Annotated in this window: 22 protein-coding genes; 17 read left to right on the top strand and 5 right to left on the bottom strand. The window is 71.7% G+C overall.

All coding sequences use genetic code 11. From position 1 onward, the window contains the following. The first annotated feature begins 10 nt into the window (after positions 1 to 10). Genes L8M95_RS02680 through L8M95_RS02670 form a run of 3 tightly spaced genes read left to right on the top strand, consistent with a single transcriptional unit; the run spans position 11 to position 2,866 of the window. Positions 11 to 862, top strand: a complete 852-nt coding sequence (locus L8M95_RS02680) for an ABC transporter ATP-binding protein (RefSeq protein ID WP_260487798.1) — start codon at positions 11 to 13, stop codon at positions 860 to 862. Next, positions 859 to 1,641 (top strand): NUDIX hydrolase, encoded by a 783-nt coding sequence (locus tag L8M95_RS02675; RefSeq protein ID WP_260487797.1) that lies wholly within the window; start codon positions 859 to 861, stop codon positions 1,639 to 1,641. The genes L8M95_RS02680 and L8M95_RS02675 overlap by 4 nt, the downstream gene beginning before the upstream one ends. Before the next feature lie 10 nt (positions 1,642 to 1,651). Beyond that, entirely contained in the window at positions 1,652 to 2,866 is a 1,215-nt protein-coding gene (locus tag L8M95_RS02670) for a THUMP-like domain-containing protein (RefSeq protein ID WP_260487796.1), read from the top strand. Positions 2,867 to 2,882: 16 nt separating this feature from the next. Here the strand turns inward: L8M95_RS02670 and L8M95_RS02665 are convergent, their stop codons facing one another. Then, entirely contained in the window at positions 2,883 to 4,253 is a 1,371-nt protein-coding gene (locus L8M95_RS02665) for a PQQ-binding-like beta-propeller repeat protein (protein WP_260487795.1), read from the bottom strand. Between the two features lie 185 nt (positions 4,254 to 4,438). Here L8M95_RS02665 and L8M95_RS02660 point away from each other — a divergent pair, with 185 nt between their 5' ends. The 6 genes from L8M95_RS02660 to L8M95_RS02635 all read left to right on the top strand — a co-directional run bounded on the left by L8M95_RS02660 (position 4,439) and on the right by L8M95_RS02635 (position 11,518). After that, positions 4,439 to 6,070, top strand: coding sequence for an AMP-binding protein (locus tag L8M95_RS02660; protein ID WP_260487794.1), 1,632 nt, complete (start codon positions 4,439 to 4,441; stop codon positions 6,068 to 6,070). A 162-nt stretch (positions 6,071 to 6,232) separates the two neighbouring features. Then, positions 6,233 to 7,018 (top strand): electron transfer flavoprotein subunit beta/FixA family protein, encoded by a 786-nt coding sequence (locus tag L8M95_RS02655; RefSeq protein WP_260487793.1) that lies wholly within the window; start codon positions 6,233 to 6,235, stop codon positions 7,016 to 7,018. A gap of 52 nt (positions 7,019 to 7,070) precedes the next feature. Beyond that, entirely contained in the window at positions 7,071 to 8,021 is a 951-nt protein-coding gene (locus L8M95_RS02650) for an electron transfer flavoprotein subunit alpha/FixB family protein (protein ID WP_260487792.1), read from the top strand. Positions 8,022 to 8,115: 94 nt separating this feature from the next. Next, positions 8,116 to 9,312, top strand: coding sequence for a cysteine desulfurase family protein (locus L8M95_RS02645; protein WP_260487791.1), 1,197 nt, complete (start codon positions 8,116 to 8,118; stop codon positions 9,310 to 9,312). After that, positions 9,309 to 10,439 carry a tRNA 2-thiouridine(34) synthase MnmA gene (gene mnmA, locus L8M95_RS02640; RefSeq protein WP_260487790.1) on the top strand — a complete coding sequence of 377 codons (1,131 nt, stop codon included), beginning with the start codon at positions 9,309 to 9,311 and terminating at the stop codon, positions 10,437 to 10,439. Before L8M95_RS02645 ends, mnmA begins: the two co-directional genes overlap by 4 nt. Continuing rightward, positions 10,436 to 11,518: a cobalamin-independent methionine synthase gene (locus L8M95_RS02635; RefSeq protein WP_260487789.1), complete on the top strand. Its 1,083-nt coding sequence runs from the start codon at positions 10,436 to 10,438 to the stop codon at positions 11,516 to 11,518. The genes mnmA and L8M95_RS02635 overlap by 4 nt, the downstream gene beginning before the upstream one ends. 28 nt (positions 11,519 to 11,546) lie before the next feature. Here L8M95_RS02635 and L8M95_RS02630 read toward each other — a convergent pair whose 3' ends face one another. Further along, complete coding sequence (locus L8M95_RS02630) at positions 11,547 to 12,242, bottom strand: exonuclease domain-containing protein (protein ID WP_260487788.1); 696 nt, start codon at positions 12,240 to 12,242, stop codon at positions 11,547 to 11,549. Between the two features lie 58 nt (positions 12,243 to 12,300). Between L8M95_RS02630 and ligA the strand changes: the two genes are divergently transcribed. Together ligA and L8M95_RS02620 are read left to right on the top strand one after the other, a co-directional pair. Then, a complete protein-coding gene (gene ligA, locus L8M95_RS02625; RefSeq protein WP_260487787.1) occupies positions 12,301 to 14,457 on the top strand; it encodes an NAD-dependent DNA ligase LigA in 2,157 nt (718 codons plus the stop codon). A gap of 7 nt (positions 14,458 to 14,464) precedes the next feature. Continuing rightward, complete coding sequence (locus L8M95_RS02620) at positions 14,465 to 14,872, top strand: hypothetical protein (RefSeq protein ID WP_260487786.1); 408 nt, start codon at positions 14,465 to 14,467, stop codon at positions 14,870 to 14,872. Here L8M95_RS02620 and L8M95_RS02615 read toward each other — a convergent pair. Further along, the gene (locus L8M95_RS02615; RefSeq protein WP_260487785.1) at positions 14,838 to 15,494 is read right to left on the bottom strand and encodes an amino acid-binding protein; all 657 of its coding nucleotides are present in this window, start codon (positions 15,492 to 15,494) and stop codon (positions 14,838 to 14,840) included. The two genes, L8M95_RS02620 and L8M95_RS02615, sit on opposite strands and share 35 nt — an antisense overlap. A 77-nt stretch (positions 15,495 to 15,571) precedes the next feature. Here L8M95_RS02615 and gatC point away from each other — a divergent pair, with 77 nt between their 5' ends. Genes gatC through gatB form a run of 5 tightly spaced genes read left to right on the top strand, consistent with a single transcriptional unit; the run spans position 15,572 to position 21,288 of the window. Beyond that, on the top strand, positions 15,572 to 15,871 hold the full coding sequence (gatC, locus tag L8M95_RS02610) for an Asp-tRNA(Asn)/Glu-tRNA(Gln) amidotransferase subunit GatC (protein ID WP_067718272.1): 300 nt from the start codon (positions 15,572 to 15,574) through the stop codon (positions 15,869 to 15,871). Continuing rightward, the gene (gene gatA, locus L8M95_RS02605; protein WP_260487784.1) at positions 15,868 to 17,322 is read left to right on the top strand and encodes an Asp-tRNA(Asn)/Glu-tRNA(Gln) amidotransferase subunit GatA; all 1,455 of its coding nucleotides are present in this window, start codon (positions 15,868 to 15,870) and stop codon (positions 17,320 to 17,322) included. Before gatC ends, gatA begins: the two co-directional genes overlap by 4 nt. Beyond that, positions 17,319 to 18,704, top strand: coding sequence for a DHA2 family efflux MFS transporter permease subunit (locus tag L8M95_RS02600; RefSeq protein ID WP_260487783.1), 1,386 nt, complete (start codon positions 17,319 to 17,321; stop codon positions 18,702 to 18,704). The genes gatA and L8M95_RS02600 overlap by 4 nt, the downstream gene beginning before the upstream one ends. Before the next feature lie 57 nt (positions 18,705 to 18,761). After that, a complete protein-coding gene (locus L8M95_RS02595; RefSeq protein WP_260487782.1) occupies positions 18,762 to 19,796 on the top strand; it encodes an ATP-dependent 6-phosphofructokinase in 1,035 nt (344 codons plus the stop codon). Positions 19,797 to 19,806: 10 nt separating this feature from the next. Further along, complete coding sequence (gene gatB, locus L8M95_RS02590) at positions 19,807 to 21,288, top strand: Asp-tRNA(Asn)/Glu-tRNA(Gln) amidotransferase subunit GatB (RefSeq protein ID WP_260487781.1); 1,482 nt, start codon at positions 19,807 to 19,809, stop codon at positions 21,286 to 21,288. Positions 21,289 to 21,369: 81 nt separating this feature from the next. Here the strand turns inward: gatB and L8M95_RS02585 are convergent, their stop codons facing one another. Together L8M95_RS02585 and L8M95_RS02580 are read right to left on the bottom strand one after the other, a co-directional pair. Continuing rightward, a complete protein-coding gene (locus tag L8M95_RS02585) occupies positions 21,370 to 23,091 on the bottom strand; it encodes an HNH endonuclease signature motif containing protein (protein WP_260487780.1) in 1,722 nt (573 codons plus the stop codon). An 87-nt stretch (positions 23,092 to 23,178) separates the two neighbouring features. Continuing rightward, a complete protein-coding gene (locus L8M95_RS02580) occupies positions 23,179 to 24,204 on the bottom strand; it encodes an oxidoreductase (protein WP_260487779.1) in 1,026 nt (341 codons plus the stop codon). A gap of 66 nt (positions 24,205 to 24,270) precedes the next feature. Here L8M95_RS02580 and L8M95_RS02575 point away from each other — a divergent pair, with 66 nt between their 5' ends. Next, positions 24,271 to 25,125, top strand: coding sequence for a DoxX family protein (locus L8M95_RS02575; RefSeq protein WP_260487778.1), 855 nt, complete (start codon positions 24,271 to 24,273; stop codon positions 25,123 to 25,125). Positions 25,126 to 25,147 lie beyond the last annotated feature (22 nt).

Raw genomic sequence — 25,147 nt, 5'->3', positions numbered from 1 at the left:
AACCGGTTAGATGGGCGACGTGAGCACCCTGATCGACAGCGACCCCGACCTCGTCCTCGACCTCCGTGACGTCTCGCTCCGGCGGGACGGCAAGACCCTTGTGGGGCCCCTGTCCTGGCAGGTGGAACTGGATGAGCGGTGGGTGGTGCTCGGACCGAACGGCGCGGGGAAGACCTCGCTGTTGCGGATCGCATCGGCGCTCGAGTACCCGAGTACCGGGACGGCCGTGATCCTCGGCGAGCAGCTGGGGCGGACGGAGGTGACCGAGCTGCGGAGCCGGGTGGGTCTGTCCTCGGTGGCGGTGGCGGGCCGCATCCCGGGTGACGAGGTGGTGCAGGACCTGGTCGTCTCCGCCGGGTACGCCGTGCTCGGCCGATGGCGGGAGCGGTACGACCCCGAGGACTTCGCCCGCGCCGCGGACACCCTCGAATCGATCGGGGCCGAGCACCTGGCCGAGCGCACCTGGGGCACCCTCTCCGAGGGGGAGCGCAAGCGCGTCCTCATCGCCCGCGCCATGATGACCGACCCCGAGCTGCTCCTGCTGGACGAGCCGGGTGCCGGCCTGGACCTGGGAGGCCGTGAGGATCTCGTCGCCCGTCTGGGGGACATGGCCATGGACCCGGACGCCCCCGCCACGGTCCTGGTCACCCACCACGTGGAGGAGATCCCCCCGGGTTTCACCCACGCGATGCTCCTGGCGGAGGGAGAGGTCACCGCGATGGGACTCATCGACGAGGTGATCACCTCGGACAACCTCAGCCGCGCGTTCGCCCAGTCGATCGTGGTCGACTCGATCGACGGCCGCTACTTCGCGCGTCGTGCACGGCGCTCAGGTCGGCACCGACGGGCCCCGCGGGCGTGAGCGGCGGACCGGGGCGCGAGGCGCCCGCGATCGTCGCGCCGGGATCCGTGCCGATCCGCGAGGCCGCCACGGTCGCCCTCATCCGCGACGCACGGGTCGGCGGGGGTGTCGAGGTCTTCCTCCAGCACAGGGTCGCGACCATGCAGTTCGCCGCCGGGATGTCGGTGTTCCCCGGCGGCGGCGTCGAGCCGCGGGACTACCACGGCACCCGCCCGTGGCGCGGGCCCGGACCGGCGTGGTGGGCGGAGCGGTTCGGGATCGACACCGACCGCGCCGCCGCCGCCGTGCGCGGGGTCGCCCGGGAGTTGTTCGAGGAGACCGGGGTGCTGCTCGCCGAACCGGAGGGCGCGTCGGGGTCCGGGGCGGGTGTCGGCGGCTTGGCCGCGACGGCACCGGCCGGACCGCCGGGACCCGACGAGCGGCGCGCGCTCGACGCGGGGGAGGGGGACCTGGACTCGCTGCTCGCCGCGCACGGGCTGGTGCTGGCCGCCCACCTGCTGCGCCCGTGGGATCGCTGGACCACCCCGGTCGGGCCCCCACGCCGCTACGACACCCTGTTCTTCGTGGCTGCCCTGCCGGCGGGCGTCGACCCGGACGGCGGCACGACCGAGGCGCGCGCGACCGAGTGGATCCGCGCCGACGACGCCGCCCAGGCGGGGATCCTGGGTCGGCTCGGCATGCTCCGTCCCACCCTCGACGTGCTGTCCGACCTGGCGGGGGCCGCGGACGTCGCCGAGGTCCTGGCCACCCCGCGAGCCATCGCGCCGGGCGGGAACTAACGTTGCGGCGGTGACCCCCGAGGACCTGGAGTTCCTGCGCACTCCCGCCGGACGCGACCTGCTCGACCTCGCGGCGGGCCTGGAGTGGTCCCGCGCCGGCCTCGTGGCCTCGACCGCGGCCGTCCGCCGCGCCGATCCCGTGCATGCGGCGGCGGCTATCGACGTCGTCACCGCGCGGGCCCGTGCTCACGGTCGGATCCGGGGCTCCGGGGCGATGCTCCTCACCGACGAGGCGGTCCAGCAGGCCACGGCGTGGCCGGTCGCGGCGCTGCGGGCGGGCCGTCTGGCCGGCCGGGACGTCCACGACGTCACCTGCTCCGTCGGCGCCGAACTGAACGAGCTGGTGCGCACCGCCGACCGGGTTATCGGCTCCGACCTGGACCCGGTCCGCGCCCGGATGGCCGCCCACAACGTCCCGGACGCGCTCGTGTGTGTGGCCGACGCGCTCGCCCCGCCCAGCCGCGACGCCGTCCTGGTGGCGGACCCCGCGCGCCGCTCCGCCGGCCGGCGCGTCCACGACCCGGCCCGGCTCAGCCCGCCGCTGCCGGACCTGCTCACCGTCGCCGCCGACCGCGATCACGTCATCAAGTGCGCCCCGGGCCTGGACACCTCGCAGCTCGACCATTCCGGGGAGGTCGAACTGGTGTCCCTCGACGGCTCGGTGCGGGAGGCGTGCCTGTGGTCGCCGGGCCTGTCGGCCGGCGTGCGCCGTCGGGCCACGGTGCTCCGCACGACCGCCGCCCACGCGCCGGGGCCGTGGGGGCCACCGCGCCTCGTCGCGGACGGTGTCGCGGTCCACGTGGAGGAGGTGACCGACCGCGACGACGACGAGGTCGACGCCCACGAGGAGGCCGAGCGGTTCATCGTGGATCCCGACGGGGCGGTCGTCCGCGCTGGTCTCGTACGTCACTGGGCCCGCCGTCACGGGCTCCGTCAGCTCGACCCGAGGATCGCCCACCTGACCGGCCCACGGGTCCCGGACGGCTACACCGGGTTCGAGGTCCTCGAGAAGTGCAGGCTGGACCGCAAGCAGCTGCGCCGCGTGCTGCGGCAGCGCGACTGCGGGTCGTTGGAGATCCTCGTGCGCGGTGTCGACACGGATCCCGACGTGCTGCGGCGATCGCTCGCCCTCAGCGGGTCACGGCCGCTGGCCCTCGTCGTGACCCGGATCGGCAGCTCCGCGGTGGTGTTCGTGTGCGGGCCGCGCTCCGCCCGACGGGACTGACCGCCCGACCACCCGGTCACTCGAACACGTACACCGCGCCCACCGCGGTCGTCAGCGCGATCCGGCCGTCCGAGTCCACGCTGAGCCCCGAGACCGGGCCCGTCGCCGCGGGTACCTCGATCCGGTGGAGGGTGGCCCCGTCGTCGCCGTCGAGCAGGTGGACCGCGATCCCGGGCTCGTCGTCGGTACCTCCCGAGCGCACGGCCACGAGCACCCGCCCGTCGGCCGTCGCGGCGGGGTTGGTGAGCTGACGCAGGTCGTCCCGGCGCCAGACCTCCCGGCCGGTTCCGTCCTCCCCGCGGACGGCCACCACGGGCGCCGGGCCCGCGTCGTCGTCGTGGTCGTCGTCGGGTCCCCTCCACACGGTGGTCGTGCGACCGCCGCTGACCAGCGTCCCGTCGGGCAGCAGGGCGGGGGGCGTGTCCGGCCGGTAGCCGACCGGGGCGGACCACCGAACCGCGCCGTCCGACGTCGAGTACGCGCCCAGGGTGCCGTCGGCGGCGTGGACGTAGACCTCGTCGCGGTCGTTCGACAACACCACCGGCGTGCCCAGGCGACCGTCGGGCAGGGGCACGCGCCACACTTCTTCGAGGGCCGTGAACTCGCCGGGGACCAGCCGGACCGCGACCAGTTCCGGGTCGTCGGCGCCCGGCGTCCATGCGGTGAGGTAGGCCGTCGCCGTGTCGGTGTCCACGGCGGCGGGGGAGGGCGCCGGGCAGCCGCGCTCACCGGTGGCGCACCACGGGAGGCCGTAGGCCCGGTCGTCGGTCGCGATGTTCCCGGTGAGCCGCAGTTCGGGAGTGGCGTCCAGACCGGTGTGGGCGTTGACCACCCGCGCCACCCCGAGATGCGACACGAGCAGCAGGTGACGGCCGTCCAGCAACGTCACGGTGGTGGGCACGCCCTTCGTCGCGGCGAACCAGCGGTTCTCGCCTTCGGCCGCCAGCGCGCCCACCCCGCCGTACATCGGGACGAACAACGACCCGCGTGCGTCGACCGTCGCGGTGATGCGCGGGCCGTCCGTCGGCAGTCGTAGACACCAGCGCTTGCGGCCGTCCTCGGCGGTCAGTGCGAAGAGGTTGCACCCGCGCTCGGAGACCGTGGCCTGGAATGACGTGCCGATGCCGTCCGAGGAGGCCACGCCGATCGCGGGCGCCCCCAACGCACGGGACCACAGCAGTTCGGGGGCGTCCGTGACCGCGGAGTGGGCACGACCGGAGTTGGGCGGCCCGCCGGCGACCGAGGACCAGCTCGCGGCCTGGCCCAGGCGGGCACCGCCGCTCTCGGTGTCCGAGGCGCACCCGGCGAGCACTCCCGCCGCGAGCGCGACGGCGACCAGGGACCGCGCGGTGCGCGGTGTCAGTGCCGGTGTCGATGCCGGTGCCACAGGTCCCCCCGTCGAGTCGAGACAGTCACACGAGAGAGTAGTCCGCCGCCCGCCCCTCACCTGACCGGCGCTCCCCGAAGCCGCCCGGGGCAGGGGTGCGGGAGGGGGAATCGCGGATCGCGGAGTGCACTCCGCCGCTACCGTGACGGGCATCACCCGTGCCCACGAGAGGCGGCTACACCCCGATGACAGCGAACTCCGGACTCGACACCGCGCTCACCCCGCTGAGCTTCCTCGAGAAGGCCGCGCGCGTCTCACCCGACGCCACCGCGGTCGTCGACGGCCCGCGCCGTCAGACCTACGCCGAGTTCGCCGACCGGGCCACCCGGCTGGCCTCCGTGTTGAAGATGCGTGGCGTCGCGCGCGGTGACCGGGTGGGCGTCCTGGCGCCGAACTCGGCCGAGGCACTGCTCGCGCAGTTCGGCGTTCCGCTCGCGGGCGGCGCCGTGGTCGCCCTCAACACCCGCCTCGCCCCTGCGGAGATCGCCTACATCGTCGAGCACGCCGGGATCGCCGTCCTCATCGCGGACGCCGACCTCCTCGCGGGGCTGGGCGACGATGTCCCGGATGCGCTGCGCCTCGTCCTGGTCGCCCCGGACGCGGACGGCTCGCAACCCGACCCGGCCCGGTTCGGCCCGCGCGCCGAGTCCCTGGAGGACGCCCTCGCGTCCGCCTCGCCGCAGCCCGTGTCGTGGACTGTCGCCGACGAGGACTCCGTCATCGCGGTCAACTACACCTCCGGTACGACCGGCCGACCCAAGGGCGTCATGTACACGCATCGGGGCGCCTACCTCAACTCCCTCGGCGAGATCATCACCCAGGGCCTCGACGCCGACTCGAAGTACCTGTGGACGCTGCCGATGTTCCACTGCAACGGGTGGTGCACCACCTGGGCCCTGACCGGTGCGAGGGGGACCCATGTGTGTCTGCGCGCCGTCCGCGGGGACGAGATCTGGCGACTGTTCGACGACGAGGGGGTCAACCGCCTGGCCGGTGCACCAGCCGTGTTGTCCACCATCGCCGACGACCCGGCAGCCCGGCCGATCGAGGGGATCCGCATGGTCACCGCCGGGGCCCCGCCCTCGCCGACCATCCTGCGGCGCTTCGAGGACCTCGGAATCGACGTCACCCAGGTGTACGGGTTGACGGAGACCTACGGCCCGTTCACGGTCTGCACGCCGCAGCCGGGGTGGTCCGGGTTGGATCCCGACGAGCGCGCAGGGCTGAAGTCGCGGCAGGGGGTGGCGATGATCCACGCCGACACCGTGCGCGTCGTCGAACGCACCTCGCCGGGGGAGAGCCATCTGGTCGACGTGCCCGCCGACGGAGTGACCATGGGCGAGGTCGTCATGACCGGCAACGGGGTCATGAAGGGGTATTTCGGCGACCCCGAGGCCACGGCCACCGCGTTCGCGGGCGGCTGGTTCCACTCGGGTGACCTGGGCGTCATGCATCCGGACGGCTACGTGCAGCTCCTCGACCGGGCCAAGGACGTGGTGGTGTCGGGCGGCGAGAACATCTCCACGATCGAGGTCGAGCAGGCGATCGTCTCGCACCCCGACGTCGTGGACTGCGCCGTGGTCTCCATGCCCGACGAGAAATGGGGCGAGCGCCCCAAGGCCTACGTCGTGGTCAGGCCGGGCTCGGCCCTCGACGCCGACGGCGTGGTCGAACACTGCCGGACCCGGATCGCGCGCTACAAGGTACCGGGCGCCGTGGAGCTGACCGAGGCGCTGCCGCGGACGTCCACGGGCAAGGTGCGCAAGAACGAACTGCGCGACGCCGCGTGGTCCGGCTGGGAGAAGCGCATCAACTGAGCCGCCGACCGCGGCCACCGACCGCCGGCGGCCACCGACCGGCCCCGGCCCCGTCACCGCGGGCGTGGCCGCGTTATTGTGTGTGGCAGGACCACAATCCGGTGCGCCCGGTCATGACGGGGGCGCACCCCGCCCCGACTCGCAGGAGGTCGACGCAGGCCCATGACGAACATCGTCGTACTGATCAAGCAGGTTCCCGACACCTATTCGGAGCGCAAGCTCTCGGACGGGGACTACACCCTGGACCGCGAGGCCGCGGACGCGGTCCTGGACGAGATCAACGAGAAGGCCGTCGAGCAGGCTCTCCAGATCAAGGAGGCCCACGGCGGCGAGGTCACCGTCCTGTGCGCCGGCCCGGACCGCGCCACCGAGGCCATCCGGAAGGCCCTGTCGATGGGCGCCGACAAGGCCGTGCACCTCAACGACGAGGCGCTCCACGGCTCCGACGTCGTCCAGACCTCGTGGGCCCTGGCCAACGTCCTGGGCACCATCGAGGGCACCGAGCTGGTCATCGCCGGTAACGAGGCCACCGACGGGCGCATGGGTGCCGTCCCGGCCATCCTCGCCGAGTACCTCGGCCTTCCCCAGCTGACGCACATGCGCACCCTGGAGATCGCCGACGGCGTCGCCAAGGGCGAGCGCGAGACCGACGAGGGCATCTTCGAGGTCGAGGCGCCCCTGCCGTGCGTCGTCTCCGTCGGAGAGAAGATCAACGAGCCGCGGTTCCCGTCCTTCAAGGGCATCATGGCCGCCAAGAAGAAGCCGGTCGAGAACCTGACCCTGGCCGACGCGAACGTCGAGGCCGGACAGGTGGGCAAGGACAACGCGGCGTCGAGTGTGACCTCCGCGAGCCCCAAGCCGCCGCGCGCCGCCGGTGAGAAGGTCACGGACGAGGGCGAGGGCGGCAACGACGTCGCCAAGTACCTCGTGTCGCAGAAGCTCATCTGACGCGAACTCACCCCGACCGACTCATCCCAGTCTTTTTCAAGGAGAATCCACCATGGCTGAAGTCCTCGTCGCGGTCGAGCACGTCGACGGCGAACTCAAGAAGGTGTCCCTCGAGCTGCTGACCGCCGCTCGTGCACTCGGAGAGCCCTCCGCGGTCGTCTTCGGTGAGACCGGCACCGCCGCCGCGCTCACCGAGGCCCTCAAGGAGGCCGGCGCGGAGAAGATCTACGTCGCCGAGGGCGACGCGGTCCAGAACTACCTCGTCACACCCAAGGTCGACGTCCTGGCTGGCCTCGCCGAGCAGGGCGCCGCCGCGATCGTCCTGGCCGCCACGTTCGAGGGCAAGGAGGTCGCGGGTCGTCTCGCGGCCCGCACCGGGTCCGGCACCCTCTGCGACGTCGTCGAGATCAAGTCCGACGGCTCGGCCGTCCACTCGATCTTCGGTGGCGCATTCACCGTCGAGGCGACCGTCTCCGGCGAGACCCCGATCTACACGCTGCGTCCGGGCTCCGTCGAGGCGGCCCCGGCCGCCGGCGCCGGAGAGGTCGTAGAGGTGCAGGTTCCCGAGCCCGAGAACGCCGCCAAGGTCATCTCGCGCAACCCGATCGTCGGTGGCGACCGTCCCGAGCTCACCGAGGCGACCGTCGTCGTCTCGGGTGGTCGTGGCGTCGGCTCCGCGGAGAACTTCGAGAAGGTCGTCGAGCCCCTCGCCGACTCCCTCAAGGGTGCGGTCGGCGCGTCGCGTGCGGCCGTCGACTCGGGTTACTACCCGGGCCAGTTCCAGGTCGGCCAGACCGGCAAGACCGTCTCGCCGCAGCTGTACATCGCCCTGGGTATCTCGGGCGCGATCCAGCACCGCGCCGGTATGCAGACGTCGAAGACCATCGTCGCCGTGAACAAGGACGAGGAGGCCCCGATCTTCGAGATCGCGGACTACGGCATCGTCGGCGACCTGTTCAACGTCGCACCGCAGCTCACCGAGGCCATCAACGCCCGTAAGTGAGTCGGGACGCACACCGCGTCCACCAGCGTCCCCGGACCCCGGCACCCCTGCGGTGCCGGGGTCCGGCGCGTTCGGGCGTATCCTTGCCAGCGATATGCCCACCACCCGCTCCGTGCACTATCTGGACCACGCCGCGACCACCCCGATGCGTGAGGCCGCCGTCGCCGCCTACGCCGAGGCGGCCTCCGCGGTCGGTAACGCGTCCTCGCTCCACGGCTCCGGACGCCGTGCCCGCCGCCGTGTCGAGGAAGCCCGCGAGTCGCTCGCGCACCATCTCGGCTGCCGACCGTCCGAGGTCGTGTTCACCTCCGGGGGGACCGAGTCCGACAATCTCGCCGTCCTGGGTCAGGCCGGCGCCGCGGCCGGCGACGTGGTGGCCGTCGGGGCGACGGAACACCACTCCGTCCTCGACGCCGCCGCGCACCTGGCCACCGACCGCGGCGGGCGGAAAGACGTCCGCGTGCTGCCCGTGGATTCCCGAGGTGCCGTCACCCCGGGCACGGTCCGCGACCTCGCCGACGAGGTCGGGTCCCGGCTCGCCCTCGTCGCGACGATGCTCGGCAACAACGAGATAGGCACCCTCACCGACGTCGCGGCGACGGCCGGCCCGGCCCGCGCGGTGGGTGCGGCCGTCCACACCGACGCGGTCCAGGCCGTCGGGCACGTCCCGGTCGACTTCTCCGCCCTCGGCGTGACCTCCCTCAGCCTCTCCGCGCACAAGTTCGGTGGCCCGCTCGGTGTCGGCGCACTGCTCCTCGACCGAAGTGCCGACTGCCTGCCGATCGGGTACGGGGGCGGCCAGGAGCGGGACCTGCGGTCCGGGTCCGTGGACGTCCCCGGGGCCGTCGCGATGGCCGCCGCGCTCGAGGAGGCGGTAAGGGAGATGGATTCCGAGGCCCTGCGCCTCAGCCGGCTCCGCGATCGACTGGTCGCCGGTGTGCTCGCCGAGGTTCCCGGCGCGATCGCCAACGGCGGAGGCCAGCGCCTGCCCGGGATCGCCAACCTCACGTTCCCGGGTTGCTCCGGCGAGTCGCTCATCCTGCTGCTCGACGCCGCCGGGATCGAATGCTCCACCGGGTCGGCCTGCACCGCCGGCGTGGCCGAGCCGAGCCACGTTCTCCTGGCCCTCGGGGCCGACGACGCCGCGGCCCGCAGCAGTCTGCGTCTGAGTCTGGGGCACACCACCACCGAGGCCGACGTCGACGCCGCGATCGCCGCTCTCGGACCCGCAGCCGAACGAGCCCGCGTCGCCGGCCTCGGGCTCGCCCGCGCCGGAGTGGCCGCGTCATGAGGGTTCTCGCCGCCATGAGCGGGGGAGTGGACTCCGCCGTCGCCGCCGCCAGGGCCGTCGCCGCCGGACACGATGTCGTCGGTGTCCACCTCGCGCTCAGCGCCGATCCGGCGACCCTCCGTACCGGGTCACGCGGATGCTGCTCCCGGGAGGATGCCGGTGACGCCCGCCGTGTCGCCGACCTGCTGGGCATCCCGTTCTACGTCTGGGACTTCGCCGAACGCTTCCGTGCGGACGTGATCGACGACTTCGTCGAGTCCTACGCCCGGGGCGAGACGCCCAACCCCTGCCTGCGGTGCAATGAGCGCATCAAGTTCGAGGCACTCCTCGAACGGGGGGTTGCGCTCGGCTTCGACGCCGTCGCCACCGGCCACTACGCACGTCTGTCGACCGAGGAACTGCCCGACGGCTCCCACCGGCCGGTTCTCCGTCGCGCCGTGGACGACGCCAAGGACCAGTCGTACGTCCTCGGCGTGCTCACCCCGCAACAACTCGCGCACTCGATGTTCCCGCTGGGGGACTCGCTCAAGTCCCAGGTCCGAGCGGAGGCCGGGACCGCCGGGCTGCCCGTGGCCTCCAAGCCCGACAGTCACGACATCTGCTTCATCCCCTCCGGGGACACACGCGCGTTCCTCGGGGCGCGCATCGGACTGCGTCCCGGAGCGCTCGTCGACGCCGACACAGGCGACGAGCTCGGGCGCCACGAGGGCGTGCACGGGTTCACCATCGGCCAGCGAAAGGGCCTCGGGGTCCGGGGCCCCGCCGCGGACGGCCGTCCCCGCTACGTGACCGCGATCGACGCCGACACCGGTACGGTGACCGTCGGCGGCGCGGATCATCTGCTCTCCGTCGCGATGACCGCGACCTCGCCCTACTGGCTGGTCGACGACGACATCCGCGAGACCGATTGCCTCGTGCAGATCCGGGCCCATGGTGAAGCGACACCGGGCTACGTCCGGCGGGTAGGCGACGGCGCGCAGGCCCTCCTCGAGATCACCCTCGACGAGCCGATCCGTGGTGTGGCCCCGGGGCAGGCGGCCGTGCTGTACCGGCCCGAACCGGACGGCGACCGCGTGCTCGGCAGCGGGACCATCTCCGCATCACGACCGGTGACGGAGACCGCGTGACCCCGGTGGCACCGGCCGGTACCGGGCCCGGACCCATGCCCGGGACCGACCCTCGGGAGTCGGCCCGGGTCGTGATGGGGGAATGCCACGCGCTGCCCTTCCTGCCGGAGCTGCCGGAACGCGGCCCGGGCGCGGACCAGATCGGACGCACGCTGGCTCTGCTCGCGGACCTTCCGGTCGACGTCTCGCCGCGCGGGTGGAGACTCGCCGATGCCCCGGGCCGCCTCGCCCGTCGGGCCACCGACTTCCTCGACCGGGACGCGGACGCGCTCGAGGAGGCCGACGAGCAGGCCAGGGATCCCGAGGCGGACCCGTCACCGGGGAGCCGCCGCCTGCAGGTCCGTGTGGTGGGCCCGTGGTCCCTGGCCGCCGGGATCGAGCTTCCCGGTGGGATGCCCGTCCTCAGCGACCGCGGGGCCCGACGAGACCTCGCCGCCTCCCTCGCGGAGGGGGCGAGCGCGCGAGCCGCGCAACTGGCACGCCGCATCGGAGCGGGCGCCCGCATCGTGCTGGACGAGCCGCTTCTCTGGCACGTCGCGGCCGGCACCGTCCACTCGCCCAGCCGATTCGATCCCATCGCGGCCGTGCCGCCGGATCGACTCGCCGTGTCGCTGTGCCGGTTCGGCGACGCACTGCGTCGCGCGGGGGCAGCCGAGGTCCTGATTCGCGTCCCGGTCATCTCCGATCCCGGGGCACCCCCGGCCTGGTCGGTCGTCACCGAGACACCACGTGACGAGACGCCACTCGACGGGGTGTGCCTGACCGCGGCCCCGCTCTACTCCGCACAGTCGCACGACGCACTCGACGCCGCCGGTACGGTGCTCGGCAACGGTGGGATCCTCCATCTGGAGGGGCTTCCCGGTGCTGCCCGTCCACCGCGCACCACGGCCGAGGCGGAGCAGACGGCGGTGAGTCTGCTCGCACTGCTCGACCGCCTGAGCGCACCCAGGTATTCGAGCCTGGGTCGGGTGGTGCTCTCGCTGACCCCCGAAGAGACCACCTCCGGTGCCGCACAGGCCACGGCCGCTCTCCGTGGAGCCCGGCTGGTGGCCGAGACGGCCCCGCGGGTGGCGGAGTGACCGACGGTGACGGCGCCGCGCGACGCGTCTACACCGCAGCCAGAGGCCACAGCAGGTTGACGTCGGAGGAATCCTTGCCCGAGCGCTCCAGATAGTCGACGAAGTCACGCTGCCGCGTCTGGTGCCAGCGCGACTGCTGCGCGTTGACCTCCCGCCAGTCGGACCCGGACAGTTCCTGTTGGACGCCCAACATCTTCCATGCCAGCCGTGCGGCCGCGAGCGCGTCCGCCGCGGCCTCGTGAGCGGAGTCCAACGCGATACCGTGGACCCCACACACGGCCGCGAGAGTCCTCTTGCCCTTCCGGTAGGGGTCGACAGCCCGGTCCACGACATACGGATCGACCACGGGCCCGAGGATCTCGAATGACGGGTCCCACCGGCGCAGGATCGTCAGGTCGTAGCACGCGTTGAACACGACGAGGGTGCGGCCCTCGCGCCAACCGCGCCGGATGGCCGCCACGGTCTCGGTCACCACCTCGGCGTGGGGGCGACCGTTCTCCCGTGCGTGCGCCGTGGTGATGCCGTGGACCGCCGTCGCCCCCTCGGGTATCTCTATCCCCGGGTCGGCGAGCCAGTTCCGTTCCTTCTTGTCTGCCCCGTCTATCGCGATGAGCGCCGAGGACACGATGTGCGCGGTTCGTGGATCGGGACCGGTGGTCTCCAGATCGAAGGCGAGAAGTCGGTTCCGGTCGATGGCGGTGGGGTGCTGGATGTCGGTTGTCATGGGCTCACCGTAGGGCAGCGCTCCGACATCGAGGTCCGCTCGGCATTACCCTGTCCACGTGAGCCATCCCGATGACAGCAGCGAGCCGGTCGGCACAGGGGACATCCCGCCGGAGGTGCGGCAAGAGTGGACCGTACTCGCGGAGACCGTCCGCGACCACCAGTTCCGCTATTACGTCAAGGACGCGCCCATCGTCTCCGACGCCGAGTTCGACCGGCTCTTCACCGAGCTGCAGGCGCTCGAGGAGCAGCACCCGGGACTGCGGAACGCGGACTCGCCCACGCAGCTGGTCGGCGGCGGGTTCTCGACGGAGTTCACCCCGGTCGAACACCTCGAGCGGATGACCAGCCTGGACAACGTCTTCTCCGAGGAGGAGCTCCGGGACTGGGTCGCCTCCGCCGTCGAGCAGGCGGGCGTACCGGAGGACAGGCTGCCGTTCCTGTGCGAGGTCAAGATCGACGGCGTCGCACTTGATCTGGTGTACCGCGACGGCAGACTGGTCAGCGCCGCGACCCGCGGAGACGGTCGCACCGGCGAGGACGTCACCCTCAACGCACGGACCATCGATGACATCCCGGTCACCCTCACCTCGTCGGACGACCGACCGGTGCCGTCGCTCCTCGAGGTCCGGGGGGAGGTCTTCTTCCGTCTCGAGGACTTCGCCGACCTCAACGCCCGCCTGGTGGCCGAGGGCAAGCCGCCGTTCGCCAACCCCCGCAACAGTGCGGCCGGATCACTGCGTCAGAAGAACCCGGCCGTCACGGCCCAGCGTCGACTCGGCATGTACTGCCACGGACTGGGCGCAGTGGAGGGCGCGACCTTCGAGAGCCTCCACGACGTCTACCTCGCACTGGCGGAATGGGGCCTGCCGGTCTCACCGCACACCGCTCCCGCCACCGGGGTGGAGGAGGTGGTCGAGCGGATGCGGTACTGGGGCGAACACCGCACCGATCCGGAGCACGAGATCGACGGTCTGGTCGTGAAGATCGACGACCGTGCGGTCCAACGCCGGCTCGGTCAGACCTCGCGCGCGCCGCGGTGGGCCATCGCCTACAAGTACCCACCCGAGGAGGTCATGACGGAACTGCTGGACATCCGGGTCTCCGTCGGACGCACCGGGCGTGTCACCCCGTTCGCCCACATGGCGCCCGTCACCGTCGCCGGGTCGACGGTCTCGCTGGCGACCCTGCACAACCAGACGGAGGTCATCCGCAAGGGCGTGCTCATCGGCGACACGGTGGTGATCCGCAAAGCCGGTGACGTGATCCCCGAGGTGCTGGGCCCGGTGGTCGAGCGGCGCGACGGCACCGAGCGCGAGTTCGTCTTCCCCGAACGCTGTCCAGAGTGCGACACCGTCCTGGCCCCGGCCAAGGAGGGCGATGCGGACTGGCGCTGCCCCAACCAGCGCTCCTGCCCCGCCCAGCTGCGGGAGCGGCTGTTCTACCTGGCCTCCCGCAACGCCCTGGACATCGAGGCGCTCGGATACGAAGGTGCCTCGGACCTGCTCGCCAGCGGGGTGCTCGAGAACGAGGCAGGGTTGTTCGACCTCTCCGAGTCCGACCTGCTCAGAACGGACCTCTACACCCGTATCGACAAGGCGACCCGCAAGCAGATCGAGGCGGGGGCCGACGCCGAGCGCACCGTGCTCACCGAGAACGGCCGCAAGCTGCTGGCCAACCTCGCCACCGCGAAGGACAGGCCGCTGTGGCGGGTGCTGGTCGCCCTGTCGATCCGGCACGTGGGCCCCACGGCCGCGCGCGCCCTGGCGACCAGGTTCGGGACCATGGAGGCCATCCGCGCCGCCTCCGAGGAGGAGCTGGCGGAGACGGACGGTGTGGGGTCGGCCATCGCGGCCTCGGTGGTCGAGTGGTTCGACGTCGACTGGCACCGGGAGATCGTCGACCGCTGGACCGCCGCCGGGGTCTCGATGGCCGACGAGCGGGACGAGTCGATCCGCCGGACCCTGGAGGGTCTGACGATCGTCGCCACGGGTTCGCTGGAGGGCTTCACCCGGGACGGGATCAAGGAGGCGATCATCGCCCGCGGCGGCAAGGCCTCCGGCTCGGTGTCGAAGAAGACCGACTACGTGGTCGTGGGGGACAATCCGGGGTCCAAGGCGGCCAAGGCCGAGGAACTCGGGCTGACGATCCTGGACGAGGCCGGCTTCGTGGACCTGATGGAGAACGGTCCGGCCCCGGCCCCGGTCGACGAGTAGGCAGCCCGTGGAGCCGATCCTCGAGATGCCGATGTATCTGCCCTGGCGCTCGGGGTGGCCGGTCTACTGCGGGGCGCTGGCGGGCGTGATCGTGACCGCCGTGGCGGGCGGTCGCCGGTGGGCCGCCCGTCCGGCGTTCTGGACGGCGACGGCGATCGCCGCGTCCGCGGCCTCAGCGTTCCTCGGACTGCTGTGGCTGCGGGAAACCTACCGGGCGACGGATGGCGTCGGGGTGCTCGAGCATCTCGTCGGCATCTGGTCGCCGGCGACCCAGTTCCTCAGCAACGAGCAGTTCTCGATGTTCGCGACCCTCTGGCGGCTCGCGTGGATCCTCCCCGCGGTCGCGATCGTCTCGGCCCTGGTCGCGGCGGGGCTGCGCCTCAGCCCGCGTCGAGGGTCCGGAGGATCCCCGTGAGATATCCCAGGCGGGCGATCTCGGACGGCCGGAACGAGGGACCGCCCGGTCGGCCCACCACGAGGACGTGCCCCGAGTTCAACGGCGCCGCGGCGAGCGAGGTGTCCATGGCCCTCCACTCCGCCGGCACGCCGTCGTCGTCGTCATCCAGTGCGGTGACCCGGTCCAGGCCGCACAACACGGACACCTCGCCACCGTCCCACATCGGCGCGGATTCGCCCCGCGCGGCCAGCCGGCACACCGCGTCCCCGGTCACCTCCACCACCAGGGCCCAGCCGACGCGCAGCGCGGCGGGGAGTTCGTCCGCGAGCATTTGCGCGGCCCCTGCACCCGCCCCGGCGACGGCGTCGATGAGTTCGAGTTCGCGGTGGGCGTCGAGGATCCCGCCGAACGGGCGAAGGGAGTCGACGTGCACGCCGTCCAGTCGCTCCGCCGCGGTGATGAGGGCGTCGGGGAAGGTGCCGTGGGGGACCTCCACGACGATGTCGTCCACGGCGACCCCGTCGAAACGGTCGACCACGTCGAGGCTGATGATGTCCGCGTCCACGGTCCCCAGCGCCACCGCGAGGGAACCGAGACTGCCCGGTCGGTCGGGCAGCATGACACGGAGAAGATAAGACATGACGCCCATTGTGCCGCACGCATATGGGCTGACTAGGCTGGGCCGGTACCGACCACGTCACGGAAAGGGGCAGGCACGTGACCTCGATCTCACGCGGGGACGTCGCGCATCTGGCCAGGCTCTCCCGCCTGGAACTGAGCGACTCCGAGCTGGACTCGTTCGCACAGCAGCTCACCGACATCCTCGACCACGTGCAGGCGGTGTCCGAGGTCGCCGCGGAGGACGTGCCCGCGATGAGCCACCCCACCGCTATCACCAACGTGTACCGGGACGACGTGGTCACCCCGGGCCTCACCCCGGAGCAGGCCCTCGACCAGGCCCCGGCCGCCGACGAACAGCGCTTCGAGGTTCCGCAGATCCTGGGGGAGGACGCATGACCGAGCTCACCACCGCCACCGCCGCCGAGCTGGCGGGCCGGATCGCCGCGCGGGAGGTGTCCTCGGAGGAGGTCACCCGTGCGCACCTGGACCGGATCGACGAGGTCGACGGCCAGATCAACGCGTTCCTCCACGTGGGCGCGGACGAGGCCCTCCGGGCGGCCCGGGACGTCGACACCCGACTGGCGGCCGGCGAGGAGCTCGGCCCGCTGGCCGGCGTGCCCATCGCCCTGAAGGACGTGTTCACCACCACGGACGCGCCCACCACGTGCGGCTCTCGGATGCTCGAGGGCTACCGCTCGCCGTACGACGCGACGGTCACCGCCAGGCTCCGCGAGGCGGGCATCCCGATCCTCGGCAAGACCAACATGGACGAGTTCGCGATGGGGTCCTCGACCGAGAACTCCGCCTACGGGCCCACCCGAAACCCGTGGGATCCGAGCCGGACCCCCGGCGGGTCCGGCGGCGGTTCGGCCGCCGCGCTGGCCTCCCACCAGGCGCCGATCGCCATCGGCACCGACACGGGCGGGTCGATCCGCCAGCCCGCCGCGCTCACCGCGACGGTCGGCGTCAAGCCCACCTACGGCACGGTCTCGCGTTACGGCCTCGTGGCCTGCGCGTCGTCTCTCGACCAGGGCGGCCCGTGCGGCCGCACGGTCGAGGACACCGCGCTGCTGCACCAGGTGATCGCCGGGCACGACCCGCGCGACTCCACCAGTCTCGACGTCGCGATCCCAGACGTCGTCGCCGCCGCCCGGGAGGGCGCCAGGGGCGATCTGACCGGCCTGCGGGTCGGCGTGGTCACGGAGTTCTCCGGTGAGGGCTACCAGCCCGGTGTCGAGGCGTCCTTCCGTGCGGCGGTGGACACGCTGCGCGAGCTGGGCGCGGAGATCGTGGAGGTCTCGTGCCCCAATTTCCGGTACGCACTGCCCGCCTACTACCTCATCCTGCCGTCCGAGGTCTCCAGCAACCTGGCACGCTTCGACGCCATGCGCTATGGCCTGCGGACCGGTGACGGTTCGGCGGACCAGGTCATGGCCGCCAGCCGCGAGGCCGGCTTCGGCCCCGAGGTCAAGCGCCGCATCATGCTCGGCACCTACGCCCTGTCGGCCGGGTACTACGACGCGTTCTACGGCCAGGCCCAGAAGGTACGCACGCTCATCGCACGCGACTTCGACGCCGCCTACGAGAAGGTCGACGTCCTGATCTCGCCGACCACGCCGACCACCGCGTTCCCGCTCGGGGACAAGGTGGAGGACCCGGTCGCCATGTACCAGTTCGACCTGTGCACCCTGCCGCTCAACCTGGCCGGGCACTGCGGCATGTCTGTTCCGTCCGGCCTGGTCGAGGGCCTGCCCGCCGGTCTGCAGATCATGGCGCCGGCGCTCGCCGACGACCGCCTGTACCGGGTCGGGGCCGCCTACGAGGCCGCGAGAGGCGCGATAGCGTGACGACCGTCCCCGAGAGGGACGCATGGAAGGCGCTCGCGGCACTGGTCATCGGGTTCTTCATGATCCTGGTGGATCAGACGATCGTCGCGGTGGCCACCGACGCGTTCGTCACCCAGCTCGGTGCCACCACCAACCAGGTCATCTGGGTGACCAGCGCGTATCTGCTGGCGTACGTGGTGCCGTTGCTGTTCACCGGCCGTCTCGGTGACCAGGTCGGGCCCCGCACCGTGGCGATCGCGGGATTGGTGGTGTTCACCGGCGCCTCCCTGTGGTGCGGATTGGCACCCGACATCGAGACGCTCATCGTGGCGCGGGTGTTCCAGGGTTTCGGCGCGGCACTGCTGACCCCGCAGTCGCTCAGTGTCATCACCCGTGTGTTCGCGCCGGCCCGGCGCGGCGCGGCCATGGGCGCATGGGGCGCCGTCGCGGGGATCGCCTCCGTCGTGGGCCCGGTGTTCGGCGGGGTATTGATCGACGCGTTCGACTGGCGGTGGGTCTTCTTCGTCAACATCCCGTTCGGCGTCCTCGCCGTGGTGCTGGTGTGGCTGTGGGTACCGGTTCTGGAGACCCGGTCGCGTTCGTACGACGTGCCGGGGATCGTCCTGTCCGCCGTCGGCATGTTCTTCCTGGTGTTCGGGATCCAGCAGGGGGAGGAGCACGGGTGGGGCGGCACCACCACGGGGCTCATCGTCGCCGGCGTGGTGGGACTCGTGGTGTTCGTGTGGTGGCAGTCCCGGGTCCGGACCGAGCCGCTCGTTCCTCTACGCCTGTTCCGCGATCGCAACTTCTCGATCGGGACGTTCGGGGTCTCCACGATCGGCTTCGTCACCGCCGGCACCATGGTCCCGATCATGTTCTATCTCCAGGGGGTCAAGGAGCTCAGTCCGACCCGCGCGGGCATGATGCTGCTGCCGATGGCGTTGATCGCGGGCGTCCTCGCACCGGTGGTCGGCCGGTGGGCGGACAGTATCGACCCGAGGATCTTCACGGGCATCGGCTACTTCTCGTACGCGGTGTCCCTGTTCTGGCTCGCCCTGGTGATGGACGCCCAGACCTCGATTCCCGTCCTGCTCGGTCCGATCGCACTGATGGGTGTGGCCAACGGGTGTGTGTGGGCCCCGACGTCGTCGACGGCGATGCGGCGCCTGGAGATGGCGTCGGCTGGCGCGGGGTCCGGTGTCTACAACACCACCCGCCAGGTCGGTGCGGTCCTCGGGTCCGCCGCGATCGGCGCCCTGGTGCAGGCCCGGTTCGTCGCGCACGGTGACATCGGTCAGGCCGTGGCGGACGCGATGTACCTGCCCGCCGCGGTCGTCCTGTTGGGCGGTCTGGCCACCATGGCGTTCCGAACCGGTGAACAGTCGGTGAGCCCGGCGCGGTGACCACCGTGGTGGGCCGCATGCGGACCTAGACTGCGGGGGAACCGAGAGGAGCTCGACGTGCGTATAGGTGTCCTGACCGCCGGCGGCGACTGTCCCGGACTCAACGCGGTCATCCGCGCGCTGGTCCGCACCGCCAACTCGGAGTACGACTCCCCGGTCCTGGGGTTCCAGGACGGGTGGTCCGGGTTGGTGAACGACCGTGCGGTACCGCTGTTCGACGACGAGGGCATCGATCGCATCCTGCTGCGCGGTGGCACGATTCTCGGAACCGGTCGACTGAACCCCGACATCCTCACGGCGAGCCTGCCGGAGATCCGCGAGACCCTCGAGCGGCATGCGATCGATGCCCTGGTGGCCATCGGTGGCGACGGAACGCTCAAGGCGGCCCGCTGGTTGACCGAGAACGGCATCCCCGTGGTGGGGGTGCCCAAGACCATCGACAACGACGTCGGCGGCACCGACTACACCTTCGGCTTCGACACCGCCGTCTCGATCGCCTCCGATGCGATCGATCGGCTGCACACGACGGCGGAGTCCCACGAGCGGGTCATGCTCGTCGAGGTGATGGGCCGGCACGCCGGCTGGATCGCGCTCCACGCGGGGTTGGCGTCCGGCGCGCACATGATCGTCATCCCCGAGGTGCCGTTCGACATCGATTACGTGTGCAAGGTGATGAAGCGCCGGTTCCAGATGGGGGAGGCCTACGGGATCTGCGTGGTGGCCGAAGGGGCGACGCCCGTCGAGGGATCCGGGATGACGCTCCGCGCGGGCGGCAACGACCAGTTCGGCCACGAGGTGTTCACCGGGGTGGCCGACCAGATGGCCGCCGCGATCGCCGAGCGCATGAACCGCGACGTCCGGACCACCGTGCTGGGTCACATCCAGCGAGGCGGGACCCCGACCGCGTACGACCGCGTCCTGGCGACCCGTTTCGGGGTGCACGCGGCTCACGCCGTGCACCGCGGTGACTTCGGCCAGATCGTCGCGCTACGCGGGGAGTCGATCGAGATGGTGCCGGTCGAGGACGCCGTCGCGGTGCTCAAGACCGTTCCGGAGGACCGCTACCGCGAGGCCGCCTGCCTCTTCGGCTAGATTGTTCCGCATGGAGTTCACCGAGGTCGTGTCACGTTTCGATCCCGTCATGGGCATGGAGGTGCACGTAGAGCTGCACACCGCCACCAAGATGTTTTGCGGATGTCCCACCGCGTTCGGGGCGGATCCCAACACCCAGGTGTGTCCGGTGTGTATCGGTCTGCCGGGCGCGTTGCCCGTGGCCAACCGTCAGGCCGTGGAGTGGGCCATCAAGATCGGTCTGGCGCTCAACTGCTCGATCGCGCCGCACAGCCGTTTCGCGCGCAAGAACTACTTCTACCCGGACCAGCCGAAGAACTATCAGATCTCGCAGTACGACGAGCCGATCGCCCACGACGGCTACCTCGACGTACAGCTCGAGGACGGCGAGACGTGGCGGGTCGAGATCGAGCGCGCGCACATGGAGGAGGACACCGGCAAGTCCACCCACGTCGGCTCCGCCAGCGGCCGCATCCACGGTGCGACCCACTCGCTGCTCGACTTCAACCGCGCCGGCGTCCCTCTCATCGAGATCGTCTCCAAGCCGATCGTCGGGGCGGGGGAGAGGGCGCCGGAGATCGCCCGCGCCTACGTCACCACGCTGCGAGATCTGCTCTCCAGTCTCGACGTGTCGGACGTCCGGATGGACCAGGGTTCGATGCGGTGTGACGCGAACGTGTCGCTGATGCCGAAGGGCGCCACCGAGTTCGGCACCCGCACGGAGACCAAGAACGTCAACTCCCTGCGCAGCGTCGAGATCGCGGTTCGGCACGAGATGTGCCGCCAGGCCGACGTCCTCACCGCAGGCGACGAGGTCGTGCTCGAGACCCGCCACTTCCACGAGTCGGACGGCACCACGACGTCCGGGCGGCCAAAGGAGTCTGCGGAGGACTACCGCTACTTCCCCGAGCCGGATCTCGCGCCCGTGGAGCCCACCGAAGAACTCATCGAGGAGATCCGCGCGACGCTACCGGAGCTGCCGTGGGTCCGCCGCGCACGAGTCCAGGCGGACTGGGGCGTCTCGGACGAGGAGATGCGGGACCTCGTCAACGCCGGAGCCCTCGATCTCATCCTCGCCACGGTCGACGCGGGCGCCCCGGCCGCCGAGGCCCGGTCGTGGTGGGTGTCGTACATGACCCAGCAGTCCAACAAGCGCGGTGTCGCCCTCACCGAACTCGCCATCGACCCAGCACAGCTGGCGCGGGTCATCGAACTGGTCGCCGAGGGCAAGCTCACGAACAAGCTCGGCCGCCAGGTAGTCGACGCGATCCTCGACGGCGAGGGCGAGCCCGACCAGATCGTCGCGGACAAGGGCCTCGAGGTGGTGCGGGACGACTCGGCCCTGCAGAAGGCCGTCGACGACGCCCTGGCAGCCCAGCCCGACATCGCCGACAAGATCCGCTCCGGCAAGGTGCAGGCTGCCGGCGCGATCGTCGGTGCCGTCATGAAGGCGACCCGCGGTCAGGCAGACCCGGCGCGCGTGAAAGAGCTGGTCATCGCGGCGTGCAACTGAGGTTCGCACGGTAGCCGAATCATCAGTAGCCGAGCAGCACGGTAGCTGAGCGGCACGGACATCCATACCGATCGGCGATGGCTAGGCGGACTGATCGCCCTCGGTAGCGTCGCGCGGTGGGCAGTCTCGGCCCCGCGTGCGGCGCCACACCGAGTCGTCGGACTGCCCGGCACCGACCGACGGCTCGACTCCGACCGACGGCTCGACTCCGACCGACGGCTCGGTCCCGACTGGAGGCTCGGCCCCGTCAGGCGGCTCGGTCCCGACAGGTGGCCGGGTGCTGCCGGTGGCGGCCCGCCGGTGTCGGGTGGTGCCTGGTGGGTTGGTGAGGTGGCCGTCGTCGGCGGTGAGGTGGTCGAGGTGTGCTCGCCATTGGCGTTCGAGGATGTGGTTGCGCGCCTGGGCCAGGGGGCCGGTGGGGCTGGTGTGGTGTTCGTGGCCGGTTTCGGTGATGATCGTCAGCTCGCCCAGGGGGCCGGGGCGATAGGCGCAGTGGCCGAAGGTTTTTTCCCGGTGGTGTTTGCGGCAGAGGCACATCAGGTTCCACTCGGCGGTGGGGCCGCCGAGTTCGGGCCGCCTGTGGTCGAAGACGATGGCGTGGTCGATCTCGCAGTCGTGGGCGTCGACGGTGCATCCGGGGTGGCGGCAGGTCCCGTCGCGCAGTCGGATGCGTTCTGCCAGCGCGGGGGTGATGAAGTATTTGAGGATCGCGTCGGGGACGTCGAGGTTGCCGGGGGCGGGGTCGATGAGTTCGAACCGGACGGTGGCGTCGCCGCCGGAGAGTAGTTCTTCGCAGAGCCAGTCGAAGCTGGCGTAGGCGCCGTTGACGAACTGGACCTGGTTGGGCAGTCCGTCGGCGAGGGTGTTGATGACCGAGATGCGGATGGGCTTGTCGGTGCCCCACGAGGCGCCGAGCGGGGGCCGGTGTCCGCGGTCGTCGGTACCGGTGCCGGCGGGGCTGCTGGTCGGGGTGTGCTCGGGGTGGTGTGCGGGGTGGTGTGCGGGGTCGGCGATGTCGGTGGTGTTGGGGTCGCCCAGGGCGATGAGGGCGTCGGCGCGCAGTTGGTTGCGGCTGCGGGGGTGGCACAGGTCCGTGGCGGCGCGGGCGGCGGCGTCGATGCGGCGGCGCAGTTTCTCGGCGTCGCCGGAGGGCAGGTGGGCCCACATGGAGGTCATGCCGTTGCGGCCGGGACGGAATCGCACGGTGCGCTGGTCGGCGGCGGCGTCGACGGCGTCCTGGGCGGCTTGTGGGGCGTGGCGTGCGACCGCGTTGTCGACGGAGGTGTCCAGTGCGGAGCGGCTGGGCCGATGGCCACCGGCAAGGGCCCGGGTGAGGTGGCCGATGACCTCGGACTCGACGGGGCCGATCGCCTCGTCCGGGACGTCGGCCAGGCGGCAGGCGGCGTCGATGGCCAACTGTTCGGGCAGCAGGCCGCGTTCGACGGCGCCCCGCAGTCGCGGTAGCCGGGTGTGGGCCTGGATGGCGGCGGTGACCAGGTGTCCGGCGTGCCAGCAGGTCAGTGACATGGCCGCGGCCAGGTGATCGCGGGCCCGGCCGGCCGGGTCCAGGCGGGCGTGGGCGGGGCGGGTGTCGCCGGCGGGGTCGCCGTGGGTGGCCTCGTCCAGGCGCCGGAAGCTCTCCACGAGCAGGTACGCGGCGTGCAGCCGGGTCGCCGCGGCGAGGTTCTGCGCCAGCGTCGCTGACCGGGCCGCCTCGCTGAGCGCTGCCGCGTCCAACGACTCCAACGGCTCATCCACCGCGCGCAGCGCCGTGAATCCGGACGAGCTCGTCGTCGTCGTCACCAAGGCCCTCACCCCGCACGCCACCGTTGATCGAATGTGTGTACTACTCTATCCGCGGGCGGGAAATGGCACAAGCGTTCGAATCGACTAGGTCCGGGCGTCCGCGCCGCCGCCGGATTGGGGGAGGATCACCACGCGGTCGTCCGTGGGCACGGCGGATCCGCCCGACTTGTTCGCGGTACCGGCGAGGAGGAGGCCCTGCCCGGCAACGGTGAGCCCGGTCAGGCGCCCGTACCGACCCTCGGCCAGCGCCTCTGGTTGACCTCCTGCCGCGCCCCCGGCGGTCTCGAGGGTGTCGACCCGCTCGGCGTCCGGTAGCGCGATGGCGAGTGTGCCCTCGGACGCCGCGCACCCCCCTGCCGAGCGCTGGTCCGGCCACGTCCACACCGTGCGCTCAGGCGTCCGGATCGCGGCGCCCCGGTCGGTGACGGTGGAGAGGAACACCTCGTCTCCGAGAGGGCACAGCGCCTGGATGCGGCCCAACTCCCGGCCGACGGTCTGGGGATTCTCGGCTCGGCCGATACCGGTGAACGACGGGAACCGGACGATATCGGAGCCGACGCCCACGGTGAGGACGTCATTGACGAACGCGAGCCCCCCACTGTCCGCGGGGGGCAGCTCGGCGACCGTCCGGGGGGCGTCACCGCGCGCCAGGCGCTCCACCCGGGTGGGTCCGTCGCCGACGACGAGGAGATACACCAAGCGGTCCTGGGCGAAGTCCGGGGAGGGTGCGACGGCGGTTACCCGGCCGCCCCGGGGGTCGACCCGGCCGAACCGCTCGGGCGGCGCATCGGGCGAGACGATCTTCACCGCTCCCGTCGACTCCGCGACCACGGCTCGCTCACCCAGCCCTGCCACGGCGACGGCGGGGTCGAGGCAGGTCGCGATGACGGCGGGATCCGGGTCGACGCACGGCCCTGTCTCGGGCGGGGGTTCCGGTTCCCCCGATCGCGACGACGGCGGTGGGGACGGCGAGCCGGGGCTGGCGGGGGGCGGTCCGGCCGCCATCCCGGGCCCGGGGGCGGGGGTGAACGGGTCCTCGAGACGGTCGTCGAACCTCGCGCAACCGGACACGGCGACGGCCAGTGCCAGCAGCAGCGGGAGCGATCTCATGCCGACAAGACTACGGCGCGCCGTGTCCTCGATGCCGGGGCACCGGCATCGGCATACAGTCGGTACGTGACTTCCTCAAAACGCGGTGACGACGACGCCCGTACCGAGATCATCCACGACGTGGACTACCCGCTGGACGTACCCAACGCCCCGGGGAGAAGTGGCGGCACCGCCGGCACGGCCGGCGTGGCCGGTGCATCCGGTTCGGCCGGTGGATCCACGGATACCGCGACCACCGCCTTCCCCGCGGCCGGGCGCACGGACTACTCCCAGTTCGCCGAGTCCGGTGGCTACGACATGTCCTCCCCGCTGCCGTTCGGCGACCAGCCGGCCACCATCGCCCCCGCGTCCCGCGATGAGATAGCACGACGGGGGACGACGGACTTCGGACTGTTCGTCCTGCGCCTGGCGGTGGGCGTACTCCTCGCGATGCGGGGGCTGCAGAAACTGTTCGGGATGTTCGGCGGCCCCGGCATCGACGGGTTCACCCAGACCCTCACCGACTCCGGGTTCGACCAGGCCCGCATCATCGCGATCGCCGGTGGGGCCGTCGAGCTGGTCGCCGGGGTCATGCTCGTGGTGGGTCTGGCCACCCCGGTGGCCGCCGCCGGCCTGCTGGGTCTGGTGGGACTGGGCATCGCGATCCGACTGACCGGGGCCGATCCCATCCCCGTGCTGAGCGATACCACTCGCGGGCTCGAGGTCTCGATCCTCTACGCCGCCGCCCTCGTGGCGCTGCTCTTCGCCGGCCCGGGACGCTGGTCCGCCGACCGCAAGTGGGCGTGGTCCCACCGTCCCCGCTTCTCCGGGATCGTGTGGCTGGTGGTCGTCGCCGTCGTCGCCGGGCTTGTCTGGTACTTCCTCAACGGCACCAACCCGCTGACCTCCACGGCCGACAGCGCCCCGGTCACCGCGGGCTGAGAGCCCGGGCGCCGGGGCGTGG

Origin of the sequence: Dietzia sp. B32, assembly GCF_024732245.1 — a bacterium.
Lineage (GTDB): Bacteria > Actinomycetota > Actinomycetes > Mycobacteriales > Mycobacteriaceae > Dietzia.
The sequence above is the reverse complement of the archived record's forward strand: the minus strand, read 5'-3'. Positions and strand labels throughout refer to the sequence as shown.

Bases quoted from the DNA above. Each gene is read 5' to 3' on its own strand.
- L8M95_RS02680 (WP_260487798.1), top strand. From the start codon at position 11: ATGGGCGACGTGAGCACCCTGATCGACAGCGACCCCGACCTCGTCCTC.
- L8M95_RS02660 (WP_260487794.1), top strand. From the start codon at position 4,439: ATGACAGCGAACTCCGGACTCGACACCGCGCTCACCCCGCTGAGCTTC.
- L8M95_RS02655 (WP_260487793.1), top strand. From the start codon at position 6,233: ATGACGAACATCGTCGTACTGATCAAGCAGGTTCCCGACACCTATTCG.
- L8M95_RS02650 (WP_260487792.1), top strand. From the start codon at position 7,071: ATGGCTGAAGTCCTCGTCGCGGTCGAGCACGTCGACGGCGAACTCAAG.
- L8M95_RS02645 (WP_260487791.1), top strand. From the start codon at position 8,116: ATGCCCACCACCCGCTCCGTGCACTATCTGGACCACGCCGCGACCACC.
- mnmA (WP_260487790.1), top strand. From the start codon at position 9,309: ATGAGGGTTCTCGCCGCCATGAGCGGGGGAGTGGACTCCGCCGTCGCC.
- L8M95_RS02630 (WP_260487788.1), bottom strand. From the start codon at position 12,242: ATGACAACCGACATCCAGCACCCCACCGCCATCGACCGGAACCGACTT.
- L8M95_RS02615 (WP_260487785.1), bottom strand. From the start codon at position 15,494: ATGTCTTATCTTCTCCGTGTCATGCTGCCCGACCGACCGGGCAGTCTC.
- gatA (WP_260487784.1), top strand. From the start codon at position 15,868: ATGACCGAGCTCACCACCGCCACCGCCGCCGAGCTGGCGGGCCGGATC.
- gatB (WP_260487781.1), top strand. From the start codon at position 19,807: ATGGAGTTCACCGAGGTCGTGTCACGTTTCGATCCCGTCATGGGCATG.
- L8M95_RS02580 (WP_260487779.1), bottom strand. From the start codon at position 24,204: ATGAGATCGCTCCCGCTGCTGCTGGCACTGGCCGTCGCCGTGTCCGGT.